Raw genomic sequence first — 20,802 nt, 5'->3', positions numbered from 1 at the left:
AGTCGAACTGGTGACCTACTGATTACAAGTCAGTTGCTCTACCTACTGAGCTAAGTCGGCACATAAATTCTGTAATCTCTCCGCTCTATTGAGCCAAGAAATAAATAGTGGCTCCCTCTACTGGACTTGAACCAGTGACATACGGATTAACAGTCCGGCGTTCTACCAACTGAACTAAGAGGGAACAGATTTTGTCGTTGCTTGACACCAAACTTCAAAAAAGAAGAAATGGTGCCTCGAGGCGGAATCGAACCACCGACACGAGGATTTTCAATCCTCTGCTCTACCGACTGAGCTATCGAGGCAACGGGGCGCTATTAAAAGGGTTTTGAGCCTTTTCGTCAACCCTTTTTTTAATAAAAAATGATTATTATGTTTGAATGTTGGCTTTTTGTTCGTTGTGATGTGATTTTTTACATTTTCAATGCTTTCCGCCGTTTGAATGACGGCGGAATATCTATTTGATTTGAATATTATTTTTCAGGTGGCGTATAACCATCAATCACCACATCTTTACCTTCAAACAAAAAATTCACCATTTCTGTCTCAAGTAATTGACGATGTTCAGGATTCATCATATTCAATTTTTTTTCATTGATTAGCATAGTTTGTTTTGCTTGCCATTGTGCCCATGCTTGCTTTGATACCGTATCAAAAATGCGTTGGCCAAGTTCACCTGGGTATAATTGAAAATCTAGACCTTCAGCTTCTTGCTGTAGACGGACACAAAAAACAGTACGGCTCATGGAATATTCCTTATGCATTCATTATTAAATTACAGCGAGATGGCTGTATCTATAATTGCTGTATTTATAGCAATAGTTATACCAGACTCGGCCAGTAGCGGCTAGGGTCGAGATAGGAATAACAACCGTGTAATCAGTGTGGATTACACGGTTTTCTAGGTGTGCATGGTTTAGTGAGTGTCTAGCATCGCTAAGGTGATCGCTACGGAATTATCAGCGGTTATTTGTTTTAGTTTAGGGTAATCAAAGTGTGCTGATCCATCTGCTTTGTCTGAAATAGTACGAATAACAACAAACGGTTTATTAAACATAAAGGCAACTTGCGCTACCGCAGCCCCTTCCATTTCAATAGCCATTGCATTGAATTCATTATGAATAAACTTTACTTTTTGTTTGTCTGCAATGAATTGATCACCTGTTGCAATAATCCCTTGAAACACTTTTTGATTATCAAGAACCCGTTGTGCTGCCGCAAATGCTTGAGCGGTTAATTGTGGATCTGCATAAAAATAGCGATCATCAAATCCGTCCATATGACCGGGTTTATTGCCAAAAACGGTTAAATCGACATCATGTTGTACCAATGCGGTTGAAACCACAACATCGGTTGGTGATAGTTGAGATGCTGCCGCGCCGGCAATACCAGTAAAGATTAATTTATCAACTTTAAACTCACGTATTAACGTAGTGGTGGTAACGGCAGCATTGACTTTTCCGACACCAGAACGAGTGACAACAACCGAATGTTTACCGATTTTTCCTTGATAATACAGATGTTGACCAATAGTAACGGTGTGCTTGTTTTTAATATGTGGCAGTAAATTGGTAATTTCAGCATCCATAGCACCAACGATAGCAATCGTTTGCGCAGCGGATGCGAAAAAAGAACAACTTGTTAGAATAGTGGCGAAGAAGTAGCTTAATTTTTTCATAATAGAATGGATTAATAATAGGTTAGGGGGTAAAGATAGTAACTAGTTACATTGTAAAATGACATTATAAAGAGCAGCTTATGCCATTAAAAATGTAACTAGTGATAAATTTATTTATAGCTAAAGGTATAACAACCCATCAAGGATCTTTTGCACTGGCGCAGCAAGGCCTATTTTAGCGGGATCATGGAGATCATACCATTGCCCTTGGCGTTCATGGACCACATTTGGCATTTGATTTAAGTTAAATAAGACGGGCACTATATCAAGGTGATAATGACTAAATGTGTGTCTAAATGCGATTAACTGTTGTTGACTGGCGATCAGTGTTTGCGGCTGACCTAATTGCTGCAATAACAGATTATTTAGATCGTCGCTGTCATGTTGTGGAAAGCACCATAAGCCGCCCCAAATTCCCACTTGTGGACGTTGTTCTAGCCACACCTTGTCGCCATAACGTAAAATCGCAAACCAAGTTTGTTTTTCTGGCATCTCTTTTTTAGGTTTCTTTCCCGGAAATTCTGTCTGACGCTGTTGGGCTTTTGCAATACATTGAGCTTCAATGGGGCATAAATCGCATTTAGGTTTGCTACGAGTACAAATCATAGCGCCCATATCCATCATTGCTTGGTTGTAGCGTTCAACACCAATTGCTGGCGTATTTTCAATTGCTATGTCCCACAATGCATTTTCAACGTTTTTTTTCCCTGGCCAACCTTCAATCGCATAACAACGCGCTAAAGTACGCTTAACGTTGCCATCTAAAATAGGATGATGCTGTTTTAATGATAGCGATAACACTGCGCCTGCGGTTGAACGACCTATTCCTGGTAGGGCTTCAACCGCCTCAATCGTTGTTGGAAATTCGCCATTATGTTGCGTGACAATTAATTGGGCTGCTTTGTGAAGATTACGTGCACGAGCGTAATAGCCAAGGCCAGTCCATAGATGAAGTACTTCGTCTTGTTCCGCTGCCGCTAAATCTGCCACTGTTGGAAAACGCGCCATAAAACGCTCGAAATAAGGGATCACCGTTGCAACTTGGGTTTGTTGCAACATGATTTCAGATAGCCATACTTTGTAGGGGGTCTTTTGATGTTGCCATGGAAGGGTTTTTCGACCGAATTTATCATACCACGCTAGAATAGCGTCGGAAAAAGCTGTACTCACGGTGAACTCACTTTACTTAATGGGCTTAAAAAATGCCATGTTGCGCTTTATTATGGAATGAGCTTGCGGAAAATTGGAGTCCGTGGATACGATCCCTTATACTGCAAGTCATCAATGTTATGGCGTCTATAATGACGTTATTGACTAAGATTGCATCATAAACTGGCGATTGTCACACTTGATAGACTTGAATTGAGCCTATAAGTTTGGATAATGCCGTTCCGTTTCTTTTTTTGTTTGGATAGTTAGCATGAGCGAAGTTTCAAAAAAGTCAGGTGACGTAACTCTGACTGAATTTACCGATGAAGGCAAAATGGTTCGTAAGATCCGTAGTTTTGTTCGTCGTGAAGGCCGTTTAACCAAGGGTCAAGAACATGCGATGGAAAAAAACTGGCCAGCCATGGGTATTGATTTCGCCACTGAAATGCTTGACTGGACACAAGTCTTTAACCGTGAAGCGCCAGTTGTGTTAGAAATTGGCTTTGGCATGGGTGCATCATTAGTTGAAATGGCACAAGCTGCGCCAGAGAAAAACTATGTGGGTATTGAAGTTCATAGTCCAGGTGTAGGTCACTGTTTGATGGGCGCTGAAGCGGCTAATTTAACCAATTTACGCGTTATGTGTCATGACGGTGTGGAAGTGTTTGAACACATGATCCCTGATGGCAGCCTTGATATGGTACAGTTGTTCTTCCCTGACCCATGGCATAAAGCACGTCACCATAAGCGCCGTATTGTTCAGCCTGAATTTGCTGAGATGCTACGTAAAAAGCTTAAAATTGGTGGTATTTTCCATATGGCAACAGACTGGGAAAACTACGCAGAGCATATGGTTGAAGTGATGGATGCGGCACCTGGTTACAAAAATACCGCCACTGACGGTGCTTACATTGCACGCCCAGAAGACCGTCCTTTAACCAAGTTTGAAGCACGTGGTCATCGCCTAGGTCATGGCGTGTGGGATATGAAGTACATGCGTACTGAATAATTGCAGACATTGCAGTGACTATCGATTAGGGTAGCCGTTGTTATTGCGTTATTTATTTAGAAAGCCAACTTTTGTTGGCTTTTTTGTTATTGGAGATGAAATAAATGAAGCCGACAGAGACCTTGCTCAATGGCATTTTAGATGAAGTTAGACCATTGATTGGTCAAGGGAAAGTCGCTAACTATATTCCAGCTTTAGCTGAAGTTCCTGCGAATAAATTAGGCATCGCTGTGTGTTACAACGATGGTGAAATTATTCAAGCTGGTGATAGCCAAGAAAGCTTTTCTATTCAATCAATCTCCAAAGTTTTATCACTGACATTAGCGATGGCACTCTATGAACCCGATGAATTATGGGCACGAGTAGGGAAAGAGCCTTCAGGTCAGGCATTTAATTCAATGATTCAGTTGGAATTAGAAAATGGTATTCCTCGAAATCCATTTATTAATCCAGGTGCGATTGTGATTTCAGATATGTTGTATAGCCGCTTATGTGCGCCGCAATATCGCATGCTTGAATTAGTCCGTGAATTATCCTGTAACCCACAGATTGTTTACGACAAAATTGTGGCGAATTCAGAGATGCAGCATAGCGATCGTAATGCTTCTATTGCTTATTTAATGCGTTCATTTGGTAACTTTAATAATGAAGTCATGCCTGTACTTAATAACTATTTTAGTTACTGCGCATTAAAGATGAGCTGTGTCGATTTAGCGCGCACATTTTCTTATTTAGCAAATAAAGGTCAGCCTTTAGGTGCAAAAATGCCAATTATTAGCCAAACTCAAAGTAAGCATATAAATGCATTGCTTGCGACATGTGGGTTATATGATGGCGCGGGAGAGTTTGCTTACCGCGTTGGTATGCCGGGTAAATCAGGTGTTGGTGGCGGTATTGTAGCGATTGTACCGGGTGAAATGACAATAGCTGTATGGTCGCCAGAATTGGATCAATCAGGGAATTCTCTGGTGGGTACTGCAGCATTAGAAAAGTTATCAGCACGGATTGGACGTTCTATTTTTTAGTGGGTATATATCGAAATGATATGTCGCAACCCACTTTTTCAGGGAAGCGAGTATTATTTATGAATATTAAACGATATATAAAAAATGGCTGTGGGTTATTATTTGGGTTGAGCATTAGTTCATCCGTTATGGCTGTCGAATGTCAGCCATTGTGGCAAAATAATGTCAGTTTTACAGATGAAAAATTAATACTAGAGCAAGACACACAGACCTTTACGATTAAAGATAATGGTCAGCTTTATTTTGATATTCATAAAGTAAATTTAGCCCCGCAACAAACTGAATTATTGGCTCAATATTATCAAACGATCACTACAGATTTACCGTATGTTTTATCTCATGGTCAACATATTGATACGACGCTTTGTAATTTTGCAGCACTGCGTATTGATAAAGAAAATCAAATTCGACAACAGATTCCAGCGTTGAAAAACTGGCGGAGTGTTAGTTTAGAATAAGCTCTTTATAGCGATTTTTATCATTGGTGAGTAATAACTAAAAAAGCGACTCACAGAGTGATATCGCTTTTTTATGTTTAAGTAATGCTAAGTACTTATCAGATGTGTTAATTACTCATCATCTTCAACAAATGCAGCTAATAAATCATTTAAAAATAACTTACCATGCTCGGTGATCTGCCATTGATCGCCATTATCTTGCAAATAATTTTGTTCAATTGCCCAATCGATATTAGCTTCAATAGAGGTTAACGGTAAACCCGTGCGATCAATGAAATCTTGCTTTGGACAGGCTTCTAATAATCGAAATCTGTTCATAAAGAACTCAAATGGACGTTCGCTATCCGTCACCGTATTTTGTTCGCTTAAATAGGGCTTATTTGTTTGTAAGTATCCGCGTGGATGCTTTACTTTTACTGTGCGAATAATACGGCCATCATCAAAACTGATCTTGCCATGAGCACCACAGCCAATCCCTAGGTAATCGCCAAAACGCCAATAATTTAGATTATGTTGGCATTGTTTGCCGGGCTTACTGTAACCGGAAATTTCATATTGCAGATAACCAGCGGCAGTTAACAGTGCATGACCTTGCTCAAAAATATCCCACAAATCATCGTCATCAGGCAATGTTGGCGGTTTTGAGTAATACAGAGTATTGGGCTCAATCGTAAGTTGATACCAAGACAGATGGGGGGGATCAAGAGCGATTGCTTGTTTAAGATCGCTGATCGCATCAGTGATGGATTGATCAGGTAAGCCGTGCATTAGATCAGTGTTAAAACTGTTTAATCCAGCCGATTTTGCTAATTCAATGGCTTTAATCGCTTCGTCGCGACCATGAATGCGACCTAAACGCTGTAATTTATTATCCTGAAAACTTTGAATACCAATTGAAATGCGATTAACACCTGCTTGGCGGTACCCTTCAAATCGTCCAGCTTCAACAGTACCTGGGTTGGCTTCCATGGTGATTTCAATATTGTCACTAAATGGAATACGGCTTTCAATCGCGGCCAGTAAGCGACCAATTTCAGCGGGCGAAATTAAACTTGGCGTACCACCACCAATAAAAATCGAATGTAGTGGCCGTTGACCATTAACTAATTGGTACGCCATCAGATCGGTTTCAAGATCGTCAATGAGCGCATCAATATAATCAAGTTCTGGCAATTCAGTTTTTAGCGCATGCGAATTAAAGTCGCAGTAGGGGCACTTTTGGACACACCAAGGAATGTGAACATATAAGCTGAGTGGTGGAGGAACAAGCATGAGTTAGCCTTTTAGTGCACTGAAAAGTTGTTGAAGTGCTTTACCACGGTGTGATAGTTGCTTTTTACGACTTGGGTCAAGTTGCGCTGAAGCACATTGATCTTCAGGTACCCAGAAAATCGGATCATAACCAAAGCCATTGTCGCCATGACGTTCAGTTAAAATACTACCTTCCCACGAGCCATGACACACAAGAGGCGTTGGATCATTTTCGTGACGCATCATCACTAAGACACAATGGAAACGCGCACTACGTTGTGCTTCTGGAACACCGTCCATTGCTGCAAGTAATTTATCAATGTTTTCGGCATCCGTTGCACCTTCACCGGCAAAACGAGCTGAATAAATACCCGGCGCACCTTGTAGGAAATCAACCTCAAGTCCTGAATCATCAGCAATCGCAGCACAACCAGTTTCTTTGGCAGCATGGCGCGCTTTGATGATCGCATTTTCAATAAACGTGGTGCCTGTTTCTGCTACTTCTGAAACATTAAAATCGCTTTGAGCGACCACATCAAATCCAAAGTCAGCAAGTAGGGAAGCCATTTCTTTTACTTTGCCTTGATTGCCTGTTGCCAGTACCAGTTTGCTCATATTGATGCCTTTTGAAAACGTTCATTCGTTAATGACCGCTATGATAGCCGTTGTGGGAATAATAACAAAGTCGAGCACTCAGCAAGGTTATGTTATGAGGGATGATTGAATATAAAAAAAGCGAACATCAGAATGATATTCGCTTTTTTAACAATAGTAACTGGCAGCAAAGCTATTGCATTAAATTAGCGATAGTTTCAGGGATCTGCTTAGGATCTTCGATACGGATTTGCTTATGGCGACCTTGAAAGCCTTTTTCCACGTGCACTAATCCTTTTGCTACTTTAAATTGCTTGGCTAAGTATTTGGCTAAATGTGCATTCGCTTTACCATCAACAGGGGGTGCTGTAATGGCAATTTTTACTTCGCCACCATGCAGACCAACTATTTGATCACGGCTGGCTTTAGGTTGAATATAAAGTCGAATAACGACATCATCACCTTGGCGAAATACAGCATTATCACTCATAACTGGAACCAAATTGGACCAATTAAATCGCCCATTAAATAGTTAGCAAACTGCAAGCCTAAGAAAATCACCAGAATACTTAAATCAAGACCACCCATTGCTGGCAGAACGCGACGAATCGGTGCCATTAGTGGTTCTGTTAGCTGGTGCATCACATATTCCATTGGGCTGCGACCTTGGCTTACCCAACTTAAAATGGCACGAATTAATAGTACCCAGAATAATAAACCGCCAGCGGCTTTTAAGAATGCTAATAGACCAAACAATAAGAACATTGGACTAAATGCTGATGCTCCACCGGTTAGCGCCAGTTGCAGTAAAACAAACTTAGCCACACACAATAGGTAACCAAAAAAGATGGTCGCCATATCAAATGAACCGACCGATGGGATCACGCGACGTAGCGGTGCCACAACCGGTTGAGTTGCTTTGACAATAAATTGTGAGAATGGGTTATAAAAATCTGCTCGTGACCATTGTAACCAAACACGTAGCAACACAATCATGATGTAAAGATCAAAGACTGTGGTAATTAAAAAAGCGAGTGAATTCATAATTAAACCTTAAAACAATTGTTCCATTTCTTGAGCACGAGCAACAGCAGCTTGCATTGCTTTAGCCACGATTTCTGTTAAATGATGCTGATTGAACGTATTAATCGCTTCTGCTGTAGTGCCACCTTTAGAAGTCACTTGCTGACGTAGTGTAGCCAGATCCGTGTCAGGATTTGCTTGCACCATTTCTGCTGCGCCTAATGCGGTTTGTTGAACGAGCAGTCGTGCTGTTTGTTCATCAAAACCTTGTGCCATCGCTTGTTGTTGAATCGCTTCCATAAACAAGAAGAAGTAAGCGGGCGCACTGCCTGCTGCTGCAATGATACCATTGATATCTGCTTCTTGTTTAACCCAGCAAATTTCCCCGACGGCTTGTAATAGCTGGCTGGCAAACTGATGATCTTGCGGCGCTAATGTTGCATCTGCATATAAACCGCTCATGCCTTTACCAATTAATGCTGGTGTGTTTGGCATTACGCGCACTAAATGCAGTTGGCTATCAAGCATAGTTACTAATCGTGCACTATTAATGCCAGCAGCAATAGAGATTACTAATTTATTACTGAAATCTATCGCTTGCAATGGCAAACATACTTCAGCCATTAATTGTGGTTTCACTGCCAGTACGATGACATCAGCGTGTTGCGCTGCACGTAGGTTATCATTATCGGTATGAATACCAAAATCAGCGCTTAACGGTGCGAGACGGGTTTTGCTTGGCGCTGTTGCGGTAATTTTACTCGCGTCATAGCCACTGGTAATTAATCCAGCGATTATTGAACGGGCCATGTTACCGGCACCGATAAAGGCGATAGAACGCTGTTCCATGTAATATCCTTTGCTGTTGGTACGACGCGCAAACAAGTAGGCTGAGTCGTTGACCGTAATTGAAGATTATCGTTAAGATCTAAAAACTATTGTTAGGCTTGGCTGCCGTAATCACGCGCACCAAACAGAGCTGTACCAATTCGAACCATAGTGCTGCCAGCTGCAATTGCCGCTTCCATGTCACCACTCATGCCCATTGATAGTGTATCTAGCTGTGGATGGTGTGGCTTCAGTTGTTCTAATAAATCGGCCAGTTTTTTAAATGCAGCGAACTGACTATCATAATCGGTTTCAGGTTGTGGAATCGACATTAATCCGCGTAAAACTAATTGCGGCATGGTGGCAATTTCTGCCGCAAGTGCCATTGCTTCATCAGCATTGATACCAGATTTACTCGCTTCACCACTGGTATTTACTTGTAACAGCACATTTAATGGTGCCATGGTTGCTGGTCGTTGTTCATTTAAGCGTGTCGCTGTTTTAAGGCGATCAATTGAATGCACCCAATCAAAATGTTCAGCGATGGGACGAGTCTTATTGGACTGAATTGGACCAATAAAATGCCATACTAATTTCTCCGCTGCAGGGTGACTCGCAAAGTAATTGACTTTATCTACCCCTTCTTGAACGTAATTTTCACCAAAGGCAAAGAGCCCTGTGTCAATTGCTTGCTCGATTGCAGCAACGGGCTTGGTTTTACTTACCGCTAACAATTGCACTGAATCGATGTCTCTGCCGCAATTTTTGGTTGCGAGTGCCATCTCATTGATGACCTGTATAATATTTTGCTTAATACTGTTCATAATTGGTTCTTGAGGAAAGTTATTTATGGATATTACCGAATTACTCGATTTTAGTGTAAAGCATAACGCATCAGATCTGCACCTTTCTGCAGGCGTTCCACCAATAATAAGAGTTGATGGTGATGTGAGAAAACTCAGTTTACCTGCTTTAACGCATACTGAAGTGCATCAACTGATTTTTGATATTATGAACGATGCTCAGCGTCGAGAATATGAAGAAAAATTAGAAGTCGATTTTTCTTTTGAATTACCCGATATCGGCCGTTTCAGAGTTAACGCATTTCATCAGTCTCGTGGTGCTTCTGCTGTACTACGAACTATCCCTGTAAATATTCCTACGCTAGCATCATTGAATGTGCCTGAGGTTTTTTATGATATCGCGCAGCTTAACCGTGGCTTAGTACTGGTGACTGGTGCAACAGGCTCTGGTAAATCAACTACCATTGCTGCCTTAGTAGATTACATCAATAGCAACTATCAACGCCATATTTTGACGATTGAAGATCCGATTGAATTTGTCCATACCAGTAAAAGTTGTTTGATTAACCAACGCGAAGTACATCGTGACACACTTAGTTTCCAAAATGCCCTACGATCATCGTTACGTGAAGATCCCGATGTAATTGTTGTGGGTGAGTTGCGTGATCAAGAAACCATTAGTTTGGCATTAACGGCAGCTGAAACAGGTCACTTGGTATTAGGTACTTTGCATACTAGTTCAGCAGCTAAAACGGTTGACCGTATTATTGATGTCTTTCCTGGTAATGATAAATCGATGGTGCGCTCAATGTTGTCAGAATCATTGCGCGCCGTTGTGGCACAAAACTTATTGAAGTGTACCTCTGGTGGGCGTGTTGCTTGTCATGAGGTGATGATGGCAACCCCAGCGATTCGAAATTTAATTCGGGAAGATAAAATTGCTCAGATGTATTCAATGATTCAAACCGGTTCATCACTTGGCATGCAGACCATGGAACAAAGTGTAAAAATGCTGGTGGCACAAGGAATGGTGGAAGCCGAAGAAGGGCGTCGTATTCTTGATAGTAATCAACGTGGATTTTAAATAAATGAATAATTGCATGACGTTAGATGACATTCTTGAACAGGTTGTTATTAAAAAAGCTTCTGACTTATATATTACGGTTGATTCAGCGTGTTTATTAAAAATTGACGGTACTCTACATGATATTGGCAAGGTATTAACCCGTGATGATGTTGATAGTTTGTTTGATCAAGCGATGGATGCCAACCTCAGACAGGAGTTTATCAGTACCAAAGAAGCTAATTTTGCTTTAGTGCGTAATGAACATCGATTTCGTGTCAGTGCTTTTTGGCAACGAGAATTACCCGGAATGGTTATCCGTCGTATTGAAACTCAAATCCCTCAAATAAGTGATTTGCAGTTACCGATTGAGATGGAGCGATTAGCGTTATCAAAACGTGGTTTAGTGTTAATTGTTGGGGCAACAGGATCGGGTAAGTCAACCTCGATGGCGGCAATGACGGGTTATCGAAATCAACATCAAAGTGGGCACATTTTAACGGTTGAAGATCCGATTGAATTTGTCCATAAACATAATAAATGCATTGTGACTCAGCGTGAAGTTGGGTTGGATACTGCTAGTTATGAAGTGGCGCTAAAAAATTCATTACGTCAAGCGCCGGACATGATTTTAATCGGTGAAATTCGTACCCGTGAGACCATGGAATACGCGATGAATTTTGCGGAAACTGGCCATTTATGTATGGCAACGTTGCATGCCAATAATGCCAATCAAGCATTAGAACGTATTTTACATTTAGTGCCCAAAGAGCGACGAGATCAATTTTTATTTGATTTATCACTCAACTTAAAATGTATTTTGGCGCAGCAATTAGTAGCCGATGCTAATGGAGAGGGGCGTCACGGTGTGTATGAGTTATTGCTCAATACCCCTCGTGTCGCTGATTTGATTCGCCGTGGCGATCTGTATGAAATAAAAGATGTGATGGCAAAATCAACCGAAGCGGGAATGATGACTTTTGACCAATCATTGTATGCATTATTTAGTGAAGGAAAAATTAGTGAGCAAGATGCACTCTATTATGCTGACTCTGCAAATGATTTACGGTTAATGATTAAAGTGGGTGATCATAGTATTCAGCCGTTAAGTAGTTTATCGGGAGTAACGCTTGAAAACAGTTAAAGTCTATGATGATCCTTTTACTAAAGGAACATCATGGGAAAATTGTTAATAATTATGCTCTATACGAGTGTTTTTATTTAAGGCGTTGTTTTATAGGTTATTTATTTTAAATTCTCAACGTAAAATACAGTGGGTAAGCTTTTGGGTTTAAGTGATCAAAAAGCTGTACAAGCTGATCAAGCCAGTGATACTACAGCTTGAGAAACAAAGAGAAGTGATTTAGAAAACAGCTGTCAGCTTTGTGATGATCTTATGAGCTAAAGCTGTACCAGACAAAAAAAAGACAAGCTTCAGATGAAAGCTTGTCTTTTTTATGTTTTTAGTCAGAGATGATAGCTGCTGTTAATTAAGCGCCATATTGACGTTCAAACCAGCTTTCCAAAATGACCACGGCTGATTGTGAATCAATGTTACCTTTGCTTAATGAACGATAACCACCGCGTTCAAATAAATCTGCTTTTGCTTCTACAGTACTTAAACGTTCATCGTGTAGTTCAACCGCGTAGCCAAATCGACCATGAATACGATTCGCAAATTTCTTGGCCCGTGGTGCGATAGTTTCAAGTTCTTTACCTTCAAGATCTAATGGTAATCCCACTACGATTAAATCTGGTTGCCATTCTTTAAGGATCTTTTCAATATCATCCCAATTAGGAATGCCATCTTTGGCTTTTAAAGCTGCGAGAGGACTGGCAGTACCAGTAAGTTCTTGACCGATAGCAACACCAATACTTTTGGTGCCGTAATCAAAGCTTAATACGCTGCGAGATTGACTCATGCATGGCCTATATCTGATGATAGATTCGCGGGGGTAATACCCAATTTTGCAAGGGCTTGTTGCCAGCGCTGATCTATCGGAGTGGAAAAAATAATATCGCTATCTGCTTCAATGGTTAGCCAATTATTATTCGCTAATTCTTGCTCTAGTTGACCGACATCCCAACCCGCATAACCGAGTGCGACAATAAATTGTTGGGGTGCTTGATGAGTGCCTAGTTGCGCTAAAATATCTAAGGATGTGGTCACCGCTAGTTGGGGGGTGATAGTCGTACTAGAGCTATAATCAGCTTGGATTGTGTGTAATACAAAACCGCGATCTTCTGCGACAGGTCCGCCATTAAGTACAGGCGCTTCAATACTTATCGGGTCAATTAATGGTTGTGTACGTTCAATATTAATTTGATCAAGCATGTCGACAATTGAAATTTCAATCGGCTGATTAATGATGATACCCATTGCACCTTCATCATTATGTTCACAAACATAAATGACACTATGCTTAAAATTTGGATCTTCCATAGTGGGCATTGCCACTAGAAAATAATTGGTCAGGTTCATTTACAACACCATTAAATACACGTCAGCACCGATGATGGTGTTGATAATAAAAAGCAGCGATAAAAAATAATCGCTGCGTTCTTGGTTTGATTATGGCTGATGTTTAGCGCTTAGGTGATCTTAGTTAGCGTTAATACGGCGTTCAATCGCATCCATTAATTTACCTGTGATAGAAATATCAAATGCAGCTTCAATTTCACAAATACAGGTTGGGCTGGTTACGTTAATTTCAGTGAGTTTATCGCCAATTACATCAAGACCAACAAAGATCAAGCCTTTCTGTTTTAAAATTGGCGCAACAGTTTCTGCAATTTTACGATCAGTGTCGCTAATTGGACGCGCTTCACCACGACCGCCAGCGGCCAAGTTACCGCGAGTTTCACCTTTAGCTGGAATACGCGCAAGGCAGTATGGCATTGGTTCGCCATCAACCACTAAAATACGCTTATCACCGTTACTGATATCAGGCACGAATGTTTGTGCCATACAGTAGTTTTGACCCATTGCGGTTAGTGTTTCAATGATCACCGATACGTTAGGATCATTTTTCATTACACGGAAGATTGACGAACCACCCATGCCATCAAGCGGTTTTAGGATCACATCACCGTGTTCTTTATGGAATGCCTTTAGTTTGTCGGCACGACGAGTCACAATCGTGGTTGGCGTTAGTTCTGGGAACCATGCGGTAAATAATTTTTCATTACAATCACGTAGGCTTTGCGGTTTGTTAACGATTAATGCACCGTTATCTTCTGCGCGCTCAAGAATGTAAGTCGCATAAATGTATTCAGTATCAAACGGAGGATCTTTTCGCATTAATACCGCATCAAGATCCGCGAGTGGAATCTCTTGCTCATTATGAAATTCAAACCAATCGTTTGGATCTTTTTTTACAGTTACAGTGCGAGTACGTGCAATTGCGACACCTTGCTCTAAAGAAAGATCACTCATTTCCATGTAGTGTAATTCCCAACCACGACGTTGAGCTTCCATCATCATGGCAAAGGTCGAATCTTTTTTGATATTGATAGACTCGATAGGGTCCATCACAATACCTAGCTTGATCATTGTTTTCTCCTGATTACTCAGCCAAGATCACCAAAGCGAACTTGCAGTGCGGTAATGGCTGTCATTGCGGTAGTCTCAGTGCGTAACACACGTGGGCCTAATAAAATTTCGTCAAATTTATATTGCTCTGTCATGCTGATCTCTTCAGCTGACAAGCCACCTTCAGGACCGATCAATAACCGTACTTTGGTTACTGGGGTAGGGAGGGTGTTAATTGAATAATGCGCACGAGGGTGTAAATTTAGTTTTAAACCATCATATTCTTCAGCGCACCATTGCTCTAGCTTCATTACCGGGCGAATGGTAGGAACGACATTACGGCCACATTGTTCACAGGCTGCAATTGCGATTTTCTGCCACTGTTCCAGTTTCTTCTCAAAGCGTTCAGCATTGAGTTTAACGCCACAACGCTCTGAAATAAGTGGTGTAATTGTATTAACACCTAATTCAACCGATTTTTGAATGGTGAATTCCATTTTATCACCGCGTGAAATCACTTGGCCTAAGTGAATATCTAATGGTGACTCAATGCTATGTTCAACACGCGCTTGAATCTCAACTTCAACACTTTTTTTGCTCGCACTACTAATAACAGCGGGAAACTCTGCATTGCTGCCATCAAACAGTAATACTTGTTGCCCAACTTGCATCCGCATTACACGGCCAACATGGTTAGCCGCATCGTCGCTAAGCATAACCGTACCTTGGCTAGGTAAAGGTTGTGGGTGGTAAATTCGTGGAATTCTCATGATGCGGTCATCTGTAGTAATTGTTGGGTAATAAAAGATATTACCATGGTTGACGACAGAAGAGAGGGCAAAAATCAGTGTGGCGAGGAACGAATAATAAAAATTATTGAGGTCGTTTAAATACGACTCAAATTACGATGCTTTGAGCTGTAGCTGTTGGCGACATTTACGGCAATGGTAGCTGGCTTGGCCTCGTAGAACCTTATTATGGCGACGAATAGTGAGTGGGTATTCACTACATGGGCAGTGGTAAATATAAGTTGTTCCAGCCACTGAACTGACATTAAAGTTGTGAGTAGTTTTGGGGGGGACATTGAAAACTTCAGTCATGATTATTTGCCATTCACGGCCATGAGGACGAACGCGACCAAAGTGTTTAAACACCACTAAATGCGCGACTTCATGAGCGATAACCTCATTTAAAAATGCATCAGGGTTTTCGGCTAATAGTATTGGATTAAAGCGTAATTCCCATTTCTGTAAGTGCGCAGTACCGGCAATTTTACCACGTTGAGTAAAGTTAACCTTAGGCATGGTTAGGCGTTTATTCAAACGCTGGTTAGCATGAACAATGCAATATTCTACGTGAGTAAGCACTTGCTTTTGTAACGGAGTCATAGCCAAAAATATCCTCAGTTATTATCTATATTGGTGCAAAATAACCATAGCTGACTATACACTGCAATATAAAAAATAGCGGTTATTTTATTTTAGACATAAAAAAGGGGCGAATAATCGCCCCTTAGTATTTGATAAACTTAATTTTATTATTATTTAAGTTTAGCGAAGTCGCGTAGCGCTTCTACTTTGTCTGTTTTTTCCCAAGGGAATTCTTCGCGACCAAAGTGACCATATGCAGCCGTCTTTTTGTAGATAGGCTGAAGTAGGTTTAGCATTTCTTGTAGGCCGTATGGGCGAAGGTCGAAGTGCTGGCGAACCGCTTCAATAATAATATCTTGGTGTACTTTTTCAGTACCGAACGTTTCAATCATGATAGATGTTGGATCAGCAACACCGATAGCGTATGAAAGTTGAATTTCACAACGCTCAGCCATACCAGCGGCAACGATATTTTTCGCTACATAACGTGCTGCGTATGCTGCTGAACGGTCAACTTTTGATGGATCTTTACCCGAGAATGCACCGCCACCGTGACGTGCTGCGCCGCCGTAGGTATCAACGATAATTTTACGACCTGTTAAGCCACAGTCACCCATTGGGCCACCGATAACAAAACGACCAGTTGGGTTGATAAAGAATTTAGTATCTTTACGTAACCACTCTTGTGGTAATACTGGCTTGATGATTTCTTCCATTACCGCTTCACGTAGATCAGCTGTTGAAATTGAATCACTGTGTTGAGTTGATAATACAACCGCATCAATACCAACAATTTTACCTTGATCGTATTCAAATGTTACTTGAGATTTAGCATCAGGACGTAACCAAGGTAGGCTGCCATTCTTACGTACGTGCGCTTGACGCTGAACAAGACGGTGTGCATAAGTGATTGGTGCAGGCATGAACTCTTTGGTTTCGTTGGTTGCATAACCAAACATAATACCTTGGTCGCCAGCGCCCTGTTCTTTAGGGTCAGTCTTATCAACGCCTTGGTTGATATCTGGTGATTGCTTACCAATGGTATTTAAAACAGCGCAAGAATTAGCATCAAAGCCCATGTCTGAGTGAATATAACCGATTTCACGCACTGTTTCACGAGTGATTTCTTCGATATCAACCCAAGCTGATGTTGTTACTTCGCCACCGACCATTACCATGCCAGTTTTTACGTAAGTTTCACAAGCAACACGTGCTTTTGGATCTTGCTCTAAAATTGCATCCAAGACTGCGTCTGAAATTTGGTCTGCAATTTTATCTGGATGACCTTCTGATACCGACTCAGAAGTAAACAGATGTTTAGCCATTGATGGTCTCACTTATATTCATAAATTTGGTAGAACGGTAGCGGTAATACTGATACTGCACTGCATTCCATACGTTTATATGTATGGAGCTACCTCCGTCTAGACGTCTATAATACCCCGACCAGTTATAAAATCAACAATGTAATCTGTAAGGATTTAGCGAAAACCGGTATTGGTGAAAGAAGAAGCTTTTTATTGTTACCATTTTAAATACAAAAACTTAAATTCAGACTGATTGCATATTGTTGAATAAATTGGTTTTTTTAAAAACGAAAACGTTTGCAGTCAATGGCATCTATTTGAGACAATATTGAAGCGAAATTAAGTGATCATTAATAAAAATGGTAACTATTTGTTCGTAATTTATTATTTTATGACTATTTGGAGCAGATATGTCTTCTAGCAATGCGGTGTCTCGTAAAGAACTAGCCAATGCAATTCGTGCACTTAGTATGGATGGTGTGCAACAAGCGAACTCAGGTCATCCGGGTGCGCCGATGGGAATGGCAGATATTGCTGAAGTATTGTGGCGTGATCATTTGAATCATAATCCACAAAATCCAAACTGGGCTGATCGTGATCGCTTTGTATTATCAAACGGTCATGGTTCTATGCTGATTTATTCTCTGCTTCATTTAACAGGTTATGATTTATCGATTGATGATCTTAAAAATTTCCGTCAATTACATTCAAAAACACCTGGCCATCCAGAATATGGTTATGCGCCGGGTGTTGAGACCACGACGGGTCCTTTAGGTCAAGGTATTACCAATGCGGTGGGTATGGCATTGGCAGAAAAAGCCATGGCTGAGCAATTTAACCAGCAAGGGCATGAGATCGTTGATCACTACACCTACACCTTTATGGGCGATGGCTGCATGATGGAAGGTATCTCTCACGAAGCATGTTCATTAGCAGGCACTCTAGGTCTTGGTAAGTTAATTGCTTTTTGGGATGACAATGGTATTTCAATCGATGGTGAAGTCGAAGGTTGGTTTACCGATGACACCGCCAAGCGCTTTGAAGCTTACGGCTGGCATGTTATTTCAACCGTTGATGGCCATGATGCTGATGCGATTAATGCCGCGATTGCTGCAGCACAAGCAGAAACCACTAAACCAACCCTTATTTGTTGTCAAACCATCATTGGTTTTGGCTCGCCAAATAAAGCCGGTTCTCATGATTGTCATGGTGCGCCATTAGGTGCTGAAGAAATTGCAGCAGCGCGTGAATTCCTAGGTTGGAACCACGGCCCATTTGAAATTCCTGCCGATATTGCTGCTAATTGGAATGCCATTGAAGCGGGTAATGCGAAAGAAATCGCATGGGATCAAAAGTTTGCCGCTTATAGCGCAGCTTACCCTCAATTAGCGGCTGAATTTAGCCGTCGTATGAACGGTGACTTACCAACGAATTGGGAAGCAGAAACATCACGTATTATTGCGGATCTGCAAGCTAACCCAGCCAATATCGCATCACGTAAAGCATCACAAAATGCGCTAGAAGCGTACGGTCAGTTATTACCTGAATTTATGGGTGGTTCTGCCGATTTAGCGCCATCTAACTTAACTATGTGGTCTGGCTCTAAATCACTGACACCGACAGATGCATCGGGTAACTACATTCATTACGGTGTGCGTGAATTTGGTATGACAGCCATCATTAACGGTATTGCATTACACGGTGGCTTTGTTCCTTATGGTGCAACTTTCTTAATGTTTATGGAATACGCACGTAATGCACTGCGTATGGCAGCATTGATGAAGGTGCAAAATATTCAGGTATACACTCACGATTCGATTGGTTTGGGTGAAGATGGTCCAACGCACCAGCCAGTAGAGCAAGTCGCATCACTGCGTTTAACCCCGAACATGAGTACATGGCGTCCTTGTGATCAGGTTGAATCAGCGGTTGCTTGGAAATATGCGATTGAACGTAAAGATGGTCCAACAGCGTTGATTTTCTCTCGTCAAAACCTTGATCAGCAGGATCGTAACGTTGAGCAAGTCGCGAATATCACTAAAGGTGGCTACATTCTTAAAGATTGTGCCGCTACACCTGAGCTTATTTTAATTGCAACAGGTTCTGAAGTCGGTATTGCAGCGCAAGCGTATGCAGAACTTACCGCTGCGGGTCATCAAGTACGTTTGGTTTCAATGCCTGCCACTGATTTATTTGATAAGCAAACTGCCGCTTACCGTGAAAGTGTATTACCTGCAAATGTGACTGCACGTATCGCGATTGAAGCGGGTATTGCGGATTACTGGTACAAATATGTTGGCTTGAACGGTCGCATTATTGGCATGACAACCTTTGGTGAGTCAGCGCCAGCTGATGAGTTATTTAACATGTTCGGCTTTACTGTTGAAAACATTGTTAATAATGCTAATGCGTTATTAGGGTAAGTTTTCCCTATTAACCACCATTTTTAAAGACCGCTAATTGCGGTCTTTTTTATGCCGATAATTTCGATTAAACATTATAAATAGAGTGGAAATATAATAGTGTTTCACATTATTAAAACTAATTTGAAATGGCTGTTTTTATCACTTTCAAAGTCCAATGAAATACCTATAATTAGCCTCATCGAAACACGACCGCAAGCCTTATAGAGTCAATGGTTAGGCTATGGTTGTACTATTAAAAAAGCTTAGTTTATTGAGGAAAAAGAAATGACTGGTATCGTTAATAAAATTATTGCACTTTACACGCCTGTATTCGCTCCTATGTATAAAAGCGGCAACATGACTAAGTAAAGTTAGCGTTAAGGTTTTTCCTTAACCTTTCAACATCTTTCTAAGAAGGCTTTGAACTTATTGTTCAAAGCCTTTTTTACGTTAGAGCCTAATATTGATGTTTTGATTTAATCACATTTGCCATAAAAAACCACACAGGCTCAAAACCATACCTTTTGGTTATATTTCAATATTTACTCATGCCGTTAACGTTGTATTTTGCTGACGTTTGTCAATTTTCACGTTTTTGGATTATTTCTCTTTTCTTTCTTTTGATTATGATTAAAATAAACTCACAAGTTTACTTTTTAGAGTGTTGTGATGAAAAAAGCTATTTTAGGATTACTACTTGGTTTAGCCGCGATGACTTCTCTACCTAGCCATGCTGATGATTGGGGTAACTGGGGCGCGACTAAAAAAGGCCGTGTTGAGAGTGCTCGAATTTGTGGTAAGAATGGCTATATCTTCAAAGTTCGTGATAGTTTTTATGTTGCAAAATATCAATCGGGTAAGCGTTTCGCCGTTGGTGTTCCGGTAAAAGCACGTTTTGGCAAAAATAAGTGGCTACGTGTTGAAGGGCTTAAAAATGACGGTAATTACCTTGTTAAGCGTAAGTACTACAGCCTTGCTAAAGCAAAAGCGAGCGCATGTGGTTTAACGTGGTAAGTCATCTTGGATGATATGAATTATAGAAAGGTCGCTCAGGCGACCTTTTTTATACCTGAATATTATTGAGTGGTCGCTAGGTAGATATTCAAATGCGGCCGGTGGTGATGATGTTAGCTGGGTAGAAAAGCTGATTTTTGTATAGGTGGCTACCAAATAGCGTTCAAATGAAGAATTTGGAATTAAGTAACACTAATAACAATATAATAACGTTAGTTTTAGCCTGATTTAGCTTAACAAAACCTTTTAAAATGCCGATTTGGGGAGTGTTTTTGTATGAACGGTGATCCGGT

Annotated in this window: 22 protein-coding genes and 2 tRNA genes; 7 read left to right on the top strand and 17 right to left on the bottom strand. The window is 41.0% G+C overall.

Annotated features, from left to right (window positions below):
• Positions 1–108 precede the first annotated feature (108 nt).
• The 5 genes from VXS03_RS19660 to mutY all read right to left on the bottom strand — a co-directional run bounded on the left by VXS03_RS19660 (position 109) and on the right by mutY (position 2,848).
• Positions 109–184, bottom strand: a tRNA-Asn gene (locus VXS03_RS19660).
• Between the two features lie 45 nt (positions 185–229).
• Positions 230–305: transfer RNA gene (locus tag VXS03_RS19655), tRNA-Phe, on the bottom strand.
• Positions 306–473: 168 nt separating this feature from the next.
• Positions 474–746 carry an oxidative damage protection protein gene (locus VXS03_RS19650; protein WP_080158270.1) on the bottom strand — a complete coding sequence of 91 codons (273 nt, stop codon included), beginning with the start codon at positions 744–746 and terminating at the stop codon, positions 474–476.
• 170 nt (positions 747–916) lie between these two features.
• Positions 917–1,678: a 5'-methylthioadenosine/adenosylhomocysteine nucleosidase gene (locus VXS03_RS19645; RefSeq protein WP_327765499.1), complete on the bottom strand. Its 762-nt coding sequence runs from the start codon at positions 1,676–1,678 to the stop codon at positions 917–919.
• A 120-nt stretch (positions 1,679–1,798) separates the two neighbouring features.
• Complete coding sequence (mutY, locus tag VXS03_RS19640) at positions 1,799–2,848, bottom strand: A/G-specific adenine glycosylase (protein WP_327765498.1); 1,050 nt, start codon at positions 2,846–2,848, stop codon at positions 1,799–1,801.
• A 250-nt stretch (positions 2,849–3,098) separates the two neighbouring features.
• Here mutY and trmB point away from each other — a divergent pair, with 250 nt between their 5' ends.
• From trmB to VXS03_RS19625, 3 genes are all read left to right on the top strand, one after another.
• Entirely contained in the window at positions 3,099–3,836 is a 738-nt protein-coding gene (gene trmB / locus VXS03_RS19635; protein WP_080158267.1) for a tRNA (guanosine(46)-N7)-methyltransferase TrmB, read from the top strand.
• A gap of 104 nt (positions 3,837–3,940) precedes the next feature.
• The gene (gene glsB, locus VXS03_RS19630) at positions 3,941–4,861 is read left to right on the top strand and encodes a glutaminase B (RefSeq protein ID WP_297479354.1); all 921 of its coding nucleotides are present in this window, start codon (positions 3,941–3,943) and stop codon (positions 4,859–4,861) included.
• Positions 4,862–4,920: 59 nt separating this feature from the next.
• Positions 4,921–5,319 (top strand): DUF2884 family protein, encoded by a 399-nt coding sequence (locus VXS03_RS19625; RefSeq protein ID WP_327765497.1) that lies wholly within the window; start codon positions 4,921–4,923, stop codon positions 5,317–5,319.
• Between the two features lie 111 nt (positions 5,320–5,430).
• On the opposite strand, the gene hemW is transcribed toward VXS03_RS19625, so the two are convergent.
• From hemW to VXS03_RS19595, 6 genes are all read right to left on the bottom strand, one after another.
• Positions 5,431–6,591, bottom strand: coding sequence for a radical SAM family heme chaperone HemW (hemW, locus tag VXS03_RS19620; RefSeq protein WP_327765496.1), 1,161 nt, complete (start codon positions 6,589–6,591; stop codon positions 5,431–5,433).
• 3 nt (positions 6,592–6,594) lie between these two features.
• Positions 6,595–7,185 (bottom strand): XTP/dITP diphosphatase, encoded by a 591-nt coding sequence (locus VXS03_RS19615; RefSeq protein ID WP_080158263.1) that lies wholly within the window; start codon positions 7,183–7,185, stop codon positions 6,595–6,597.
• A 172-nt stretch (positions 7,186–7,357) separates the two neighbouring features.
• Positions 7,358–7,654 carry a DUF167 family protein YggU gene (gene yggU / locus VXS03_RS19610; RefSeq protein ID WP_045037795.1) on the bottom strand — a complete coding sequence of 99 codons (297 nt, stop codon included), beginning with the start codon at positions 7,652–7,654 and terminating at the stop codon, positions 7,358–7,360.
• Positions 7,651–8,208 carry a YggT family protein gene (locus tag VXS03_RS19605; RefSeq protein WP_327765495.1) on the bottom strand — a complete coding sequence of 186 codons (558 nt, stop codon included), beginning with the start codon at positions 8,206–8,208 and terminating at the stop codon, positions 7,651–7,653. Before VXS03_RS19605 ends, yggU begins: the two co-directional genes overlap by 4 nt.
• A gap of 9 nt (positions 8,209–8,217) precedes the next feature.
• Positions 8,218–9,036, bottom strand: a complete 819-nt coding sequence (gene proC, locus VXS03_RS19600) for a pyrroline-5-carboxylate reductase (RefSeq protein ID WP_327765494.1) — start codon at positions 9,034–9,036, stop codon at positions 8,218–8,220.
• Positions 9,037–9,128: 92 nt separating this feature from the next.
• On the bottom strand, positions 9,129–9,839 hold the full coding sequence (locus VXS03_RS19595; protein ID WP_327765493.1) for a YggS family pyridoxal phosphate-dependent enzyme: 711 nt from the start codon (positions 9,837–9,839) through the stop codon (positions 9,129–9,131).
• 25 nt (positions 9,840–9,864) lie between these two features.
• Here VXS03_RS19595 and VXS03_RS19590 point away from each other — a divergent pair, with 25 nt between their 5' ends.
• Positions 9,865–10,902, top strand: a complete 1,038-nt coding sequence (locus VXS03_RS19590) for a type IV pilus twitching motility protein PilT (protein WP_327765492.1) — start codon at positions 9,865–9,867, stop codon at positions 10,900–10,902.
• 16 nt (positions 10,903–10,918) lie between these two features.
• Positions 10,919–12,025 (top strand): PilT/PilU family type 4a pilus ATPase, encoded by a 1,107-nt coding sequence (locus VXS03_RS19585; RefSeq protein ID WP_327765500.1) that lies wholly within the window; start codon positions 10,919–10,921, stop codon positions 12,023–12,025.
• A 346-nt stretch (positions 12,026–12,371) separates the two neighbouring features.
• Here VXS03_RS19585 and ruvX read toward each other — a convergent pair whose 3' ends face one another.
• The 6 genes from ruvX to metK form a co-directional block, all read right to left on the bottom strand.
• Positions 12,372–12,803: a Holliday junction resolvase RuvX gene (gene ruvX, locus VXS03_RS19580; protein ID WP_036793273.1), complete on the bottom strand. Its 432-nt coding sequence runs from the start codon at positions 12,801–12,803 to the stop codon at positions 12,372–12,374.
• A complete protein-coding gene (locus VXS03_RS19575) occupies positions 12,800–13,363 on the bottom strand; it encodes a YqgE/AlgH family protein (RefSeq protein WP_327765491.1) in 564 nt (187 codons plus the stop codon). Before VXS03_RS19575 ends, ruvX begins: the two co-directional genes overlap by 4 nt.
• Positions 13,364–13,483: 120 nt before the next feature.
• Positions 13,484–14,434: a glutathione synthase gene (gene gshB, locus VXS03_RS19570; RefSeq protein WP_080158256.1), complete on the bottom strand. Its 951-nt coding sequence runs from the start codon at positions 14,432–14,434 to the stop codon at positions 13,484–13,486.
• Positions 14,435–14,451: 17 nt separating this feature from the next.
• A complete protein-coding gene (gene rsmE / locus VXS03_RS19565) occupies positions 14,452–15,183 on the bottom strand; it encodes a 16S rRNA (uracil(1498)-N(3))-methyltransferase (RefSeq protein ID WP_080158255.1) in 732 nt (243 codons plus the stop codon).
• Between the two features lie 132 nt (positions 15,184–15,315).
• Positions 15,316–15,801: a SprT family zinc-dependent metalloprotease gene (locus VXS03_RS19560; protein ID WP_080158254.1), complete on the bottom strand. Its 486-nt coding sequence runs from the start codon at positions 15,799–15,801 to the stop codon at positions 15,316–15,318.
• Positions 15,802–15,953: 152 nt separating this feature from the next.
• Positions 15,954–17,108 (bottom strand): methionine adenosyltransferase, encoded by a 1,155-nt coding sequence (metK, locus tag VXS03_RS19555; RefSeq protein WP_327765490.1) that lies wholly within the window; start codon positions 17,106–17,108, stop codon positions 15,954–15,956.
• Positions 17,109–17,500: 392 nt separating this feature from the next.
• Here metK and tkt point away from each other — a divergent pair, with 392 nt between their 5' ends.
• Both tkt and VXS03_RS19545 read left to right on the top strand, forming a co-directional pair.
• The gene (gene tkt, locus VXS03_RS19550; RefSeq protein WP_327765489.1) at positions 17,501–19,513 is read left to right on the top strand and encodes a transketolase; all 2,013 of its coding nucleotides are present in this window, start codon (positions 17,501–17,503) and stop codon (positions 19,511–19,513) included.
• Positions 19,514–20,164: 651 nt separating this feature from the next.
• Positions 20,165–20,509, top strand: coding sequence for a hypothetical protein (locus VXS03_RS19545; RefSeq protein WP_327765488.1), 345 nt, complete (start codon positions 20,165–20,167; stop codon positions 20,507–20,509).
• The last annotated feature ends 293 nt before the right edge of the window (positions 20,510–20,802 follow it).

The sequence above is a fragment of the Photobacterium sp. S4TG1 genome (assembly GCF_036040035.1).
GTDB lineage: Bacteria > Pseudomonadota > Gammaproteobacteria > Enterobacterales > Vibrionaceae > Photobacterium.
This window is presented reverse-complemented; position numbering and strand designations above follow the sequence as displayed.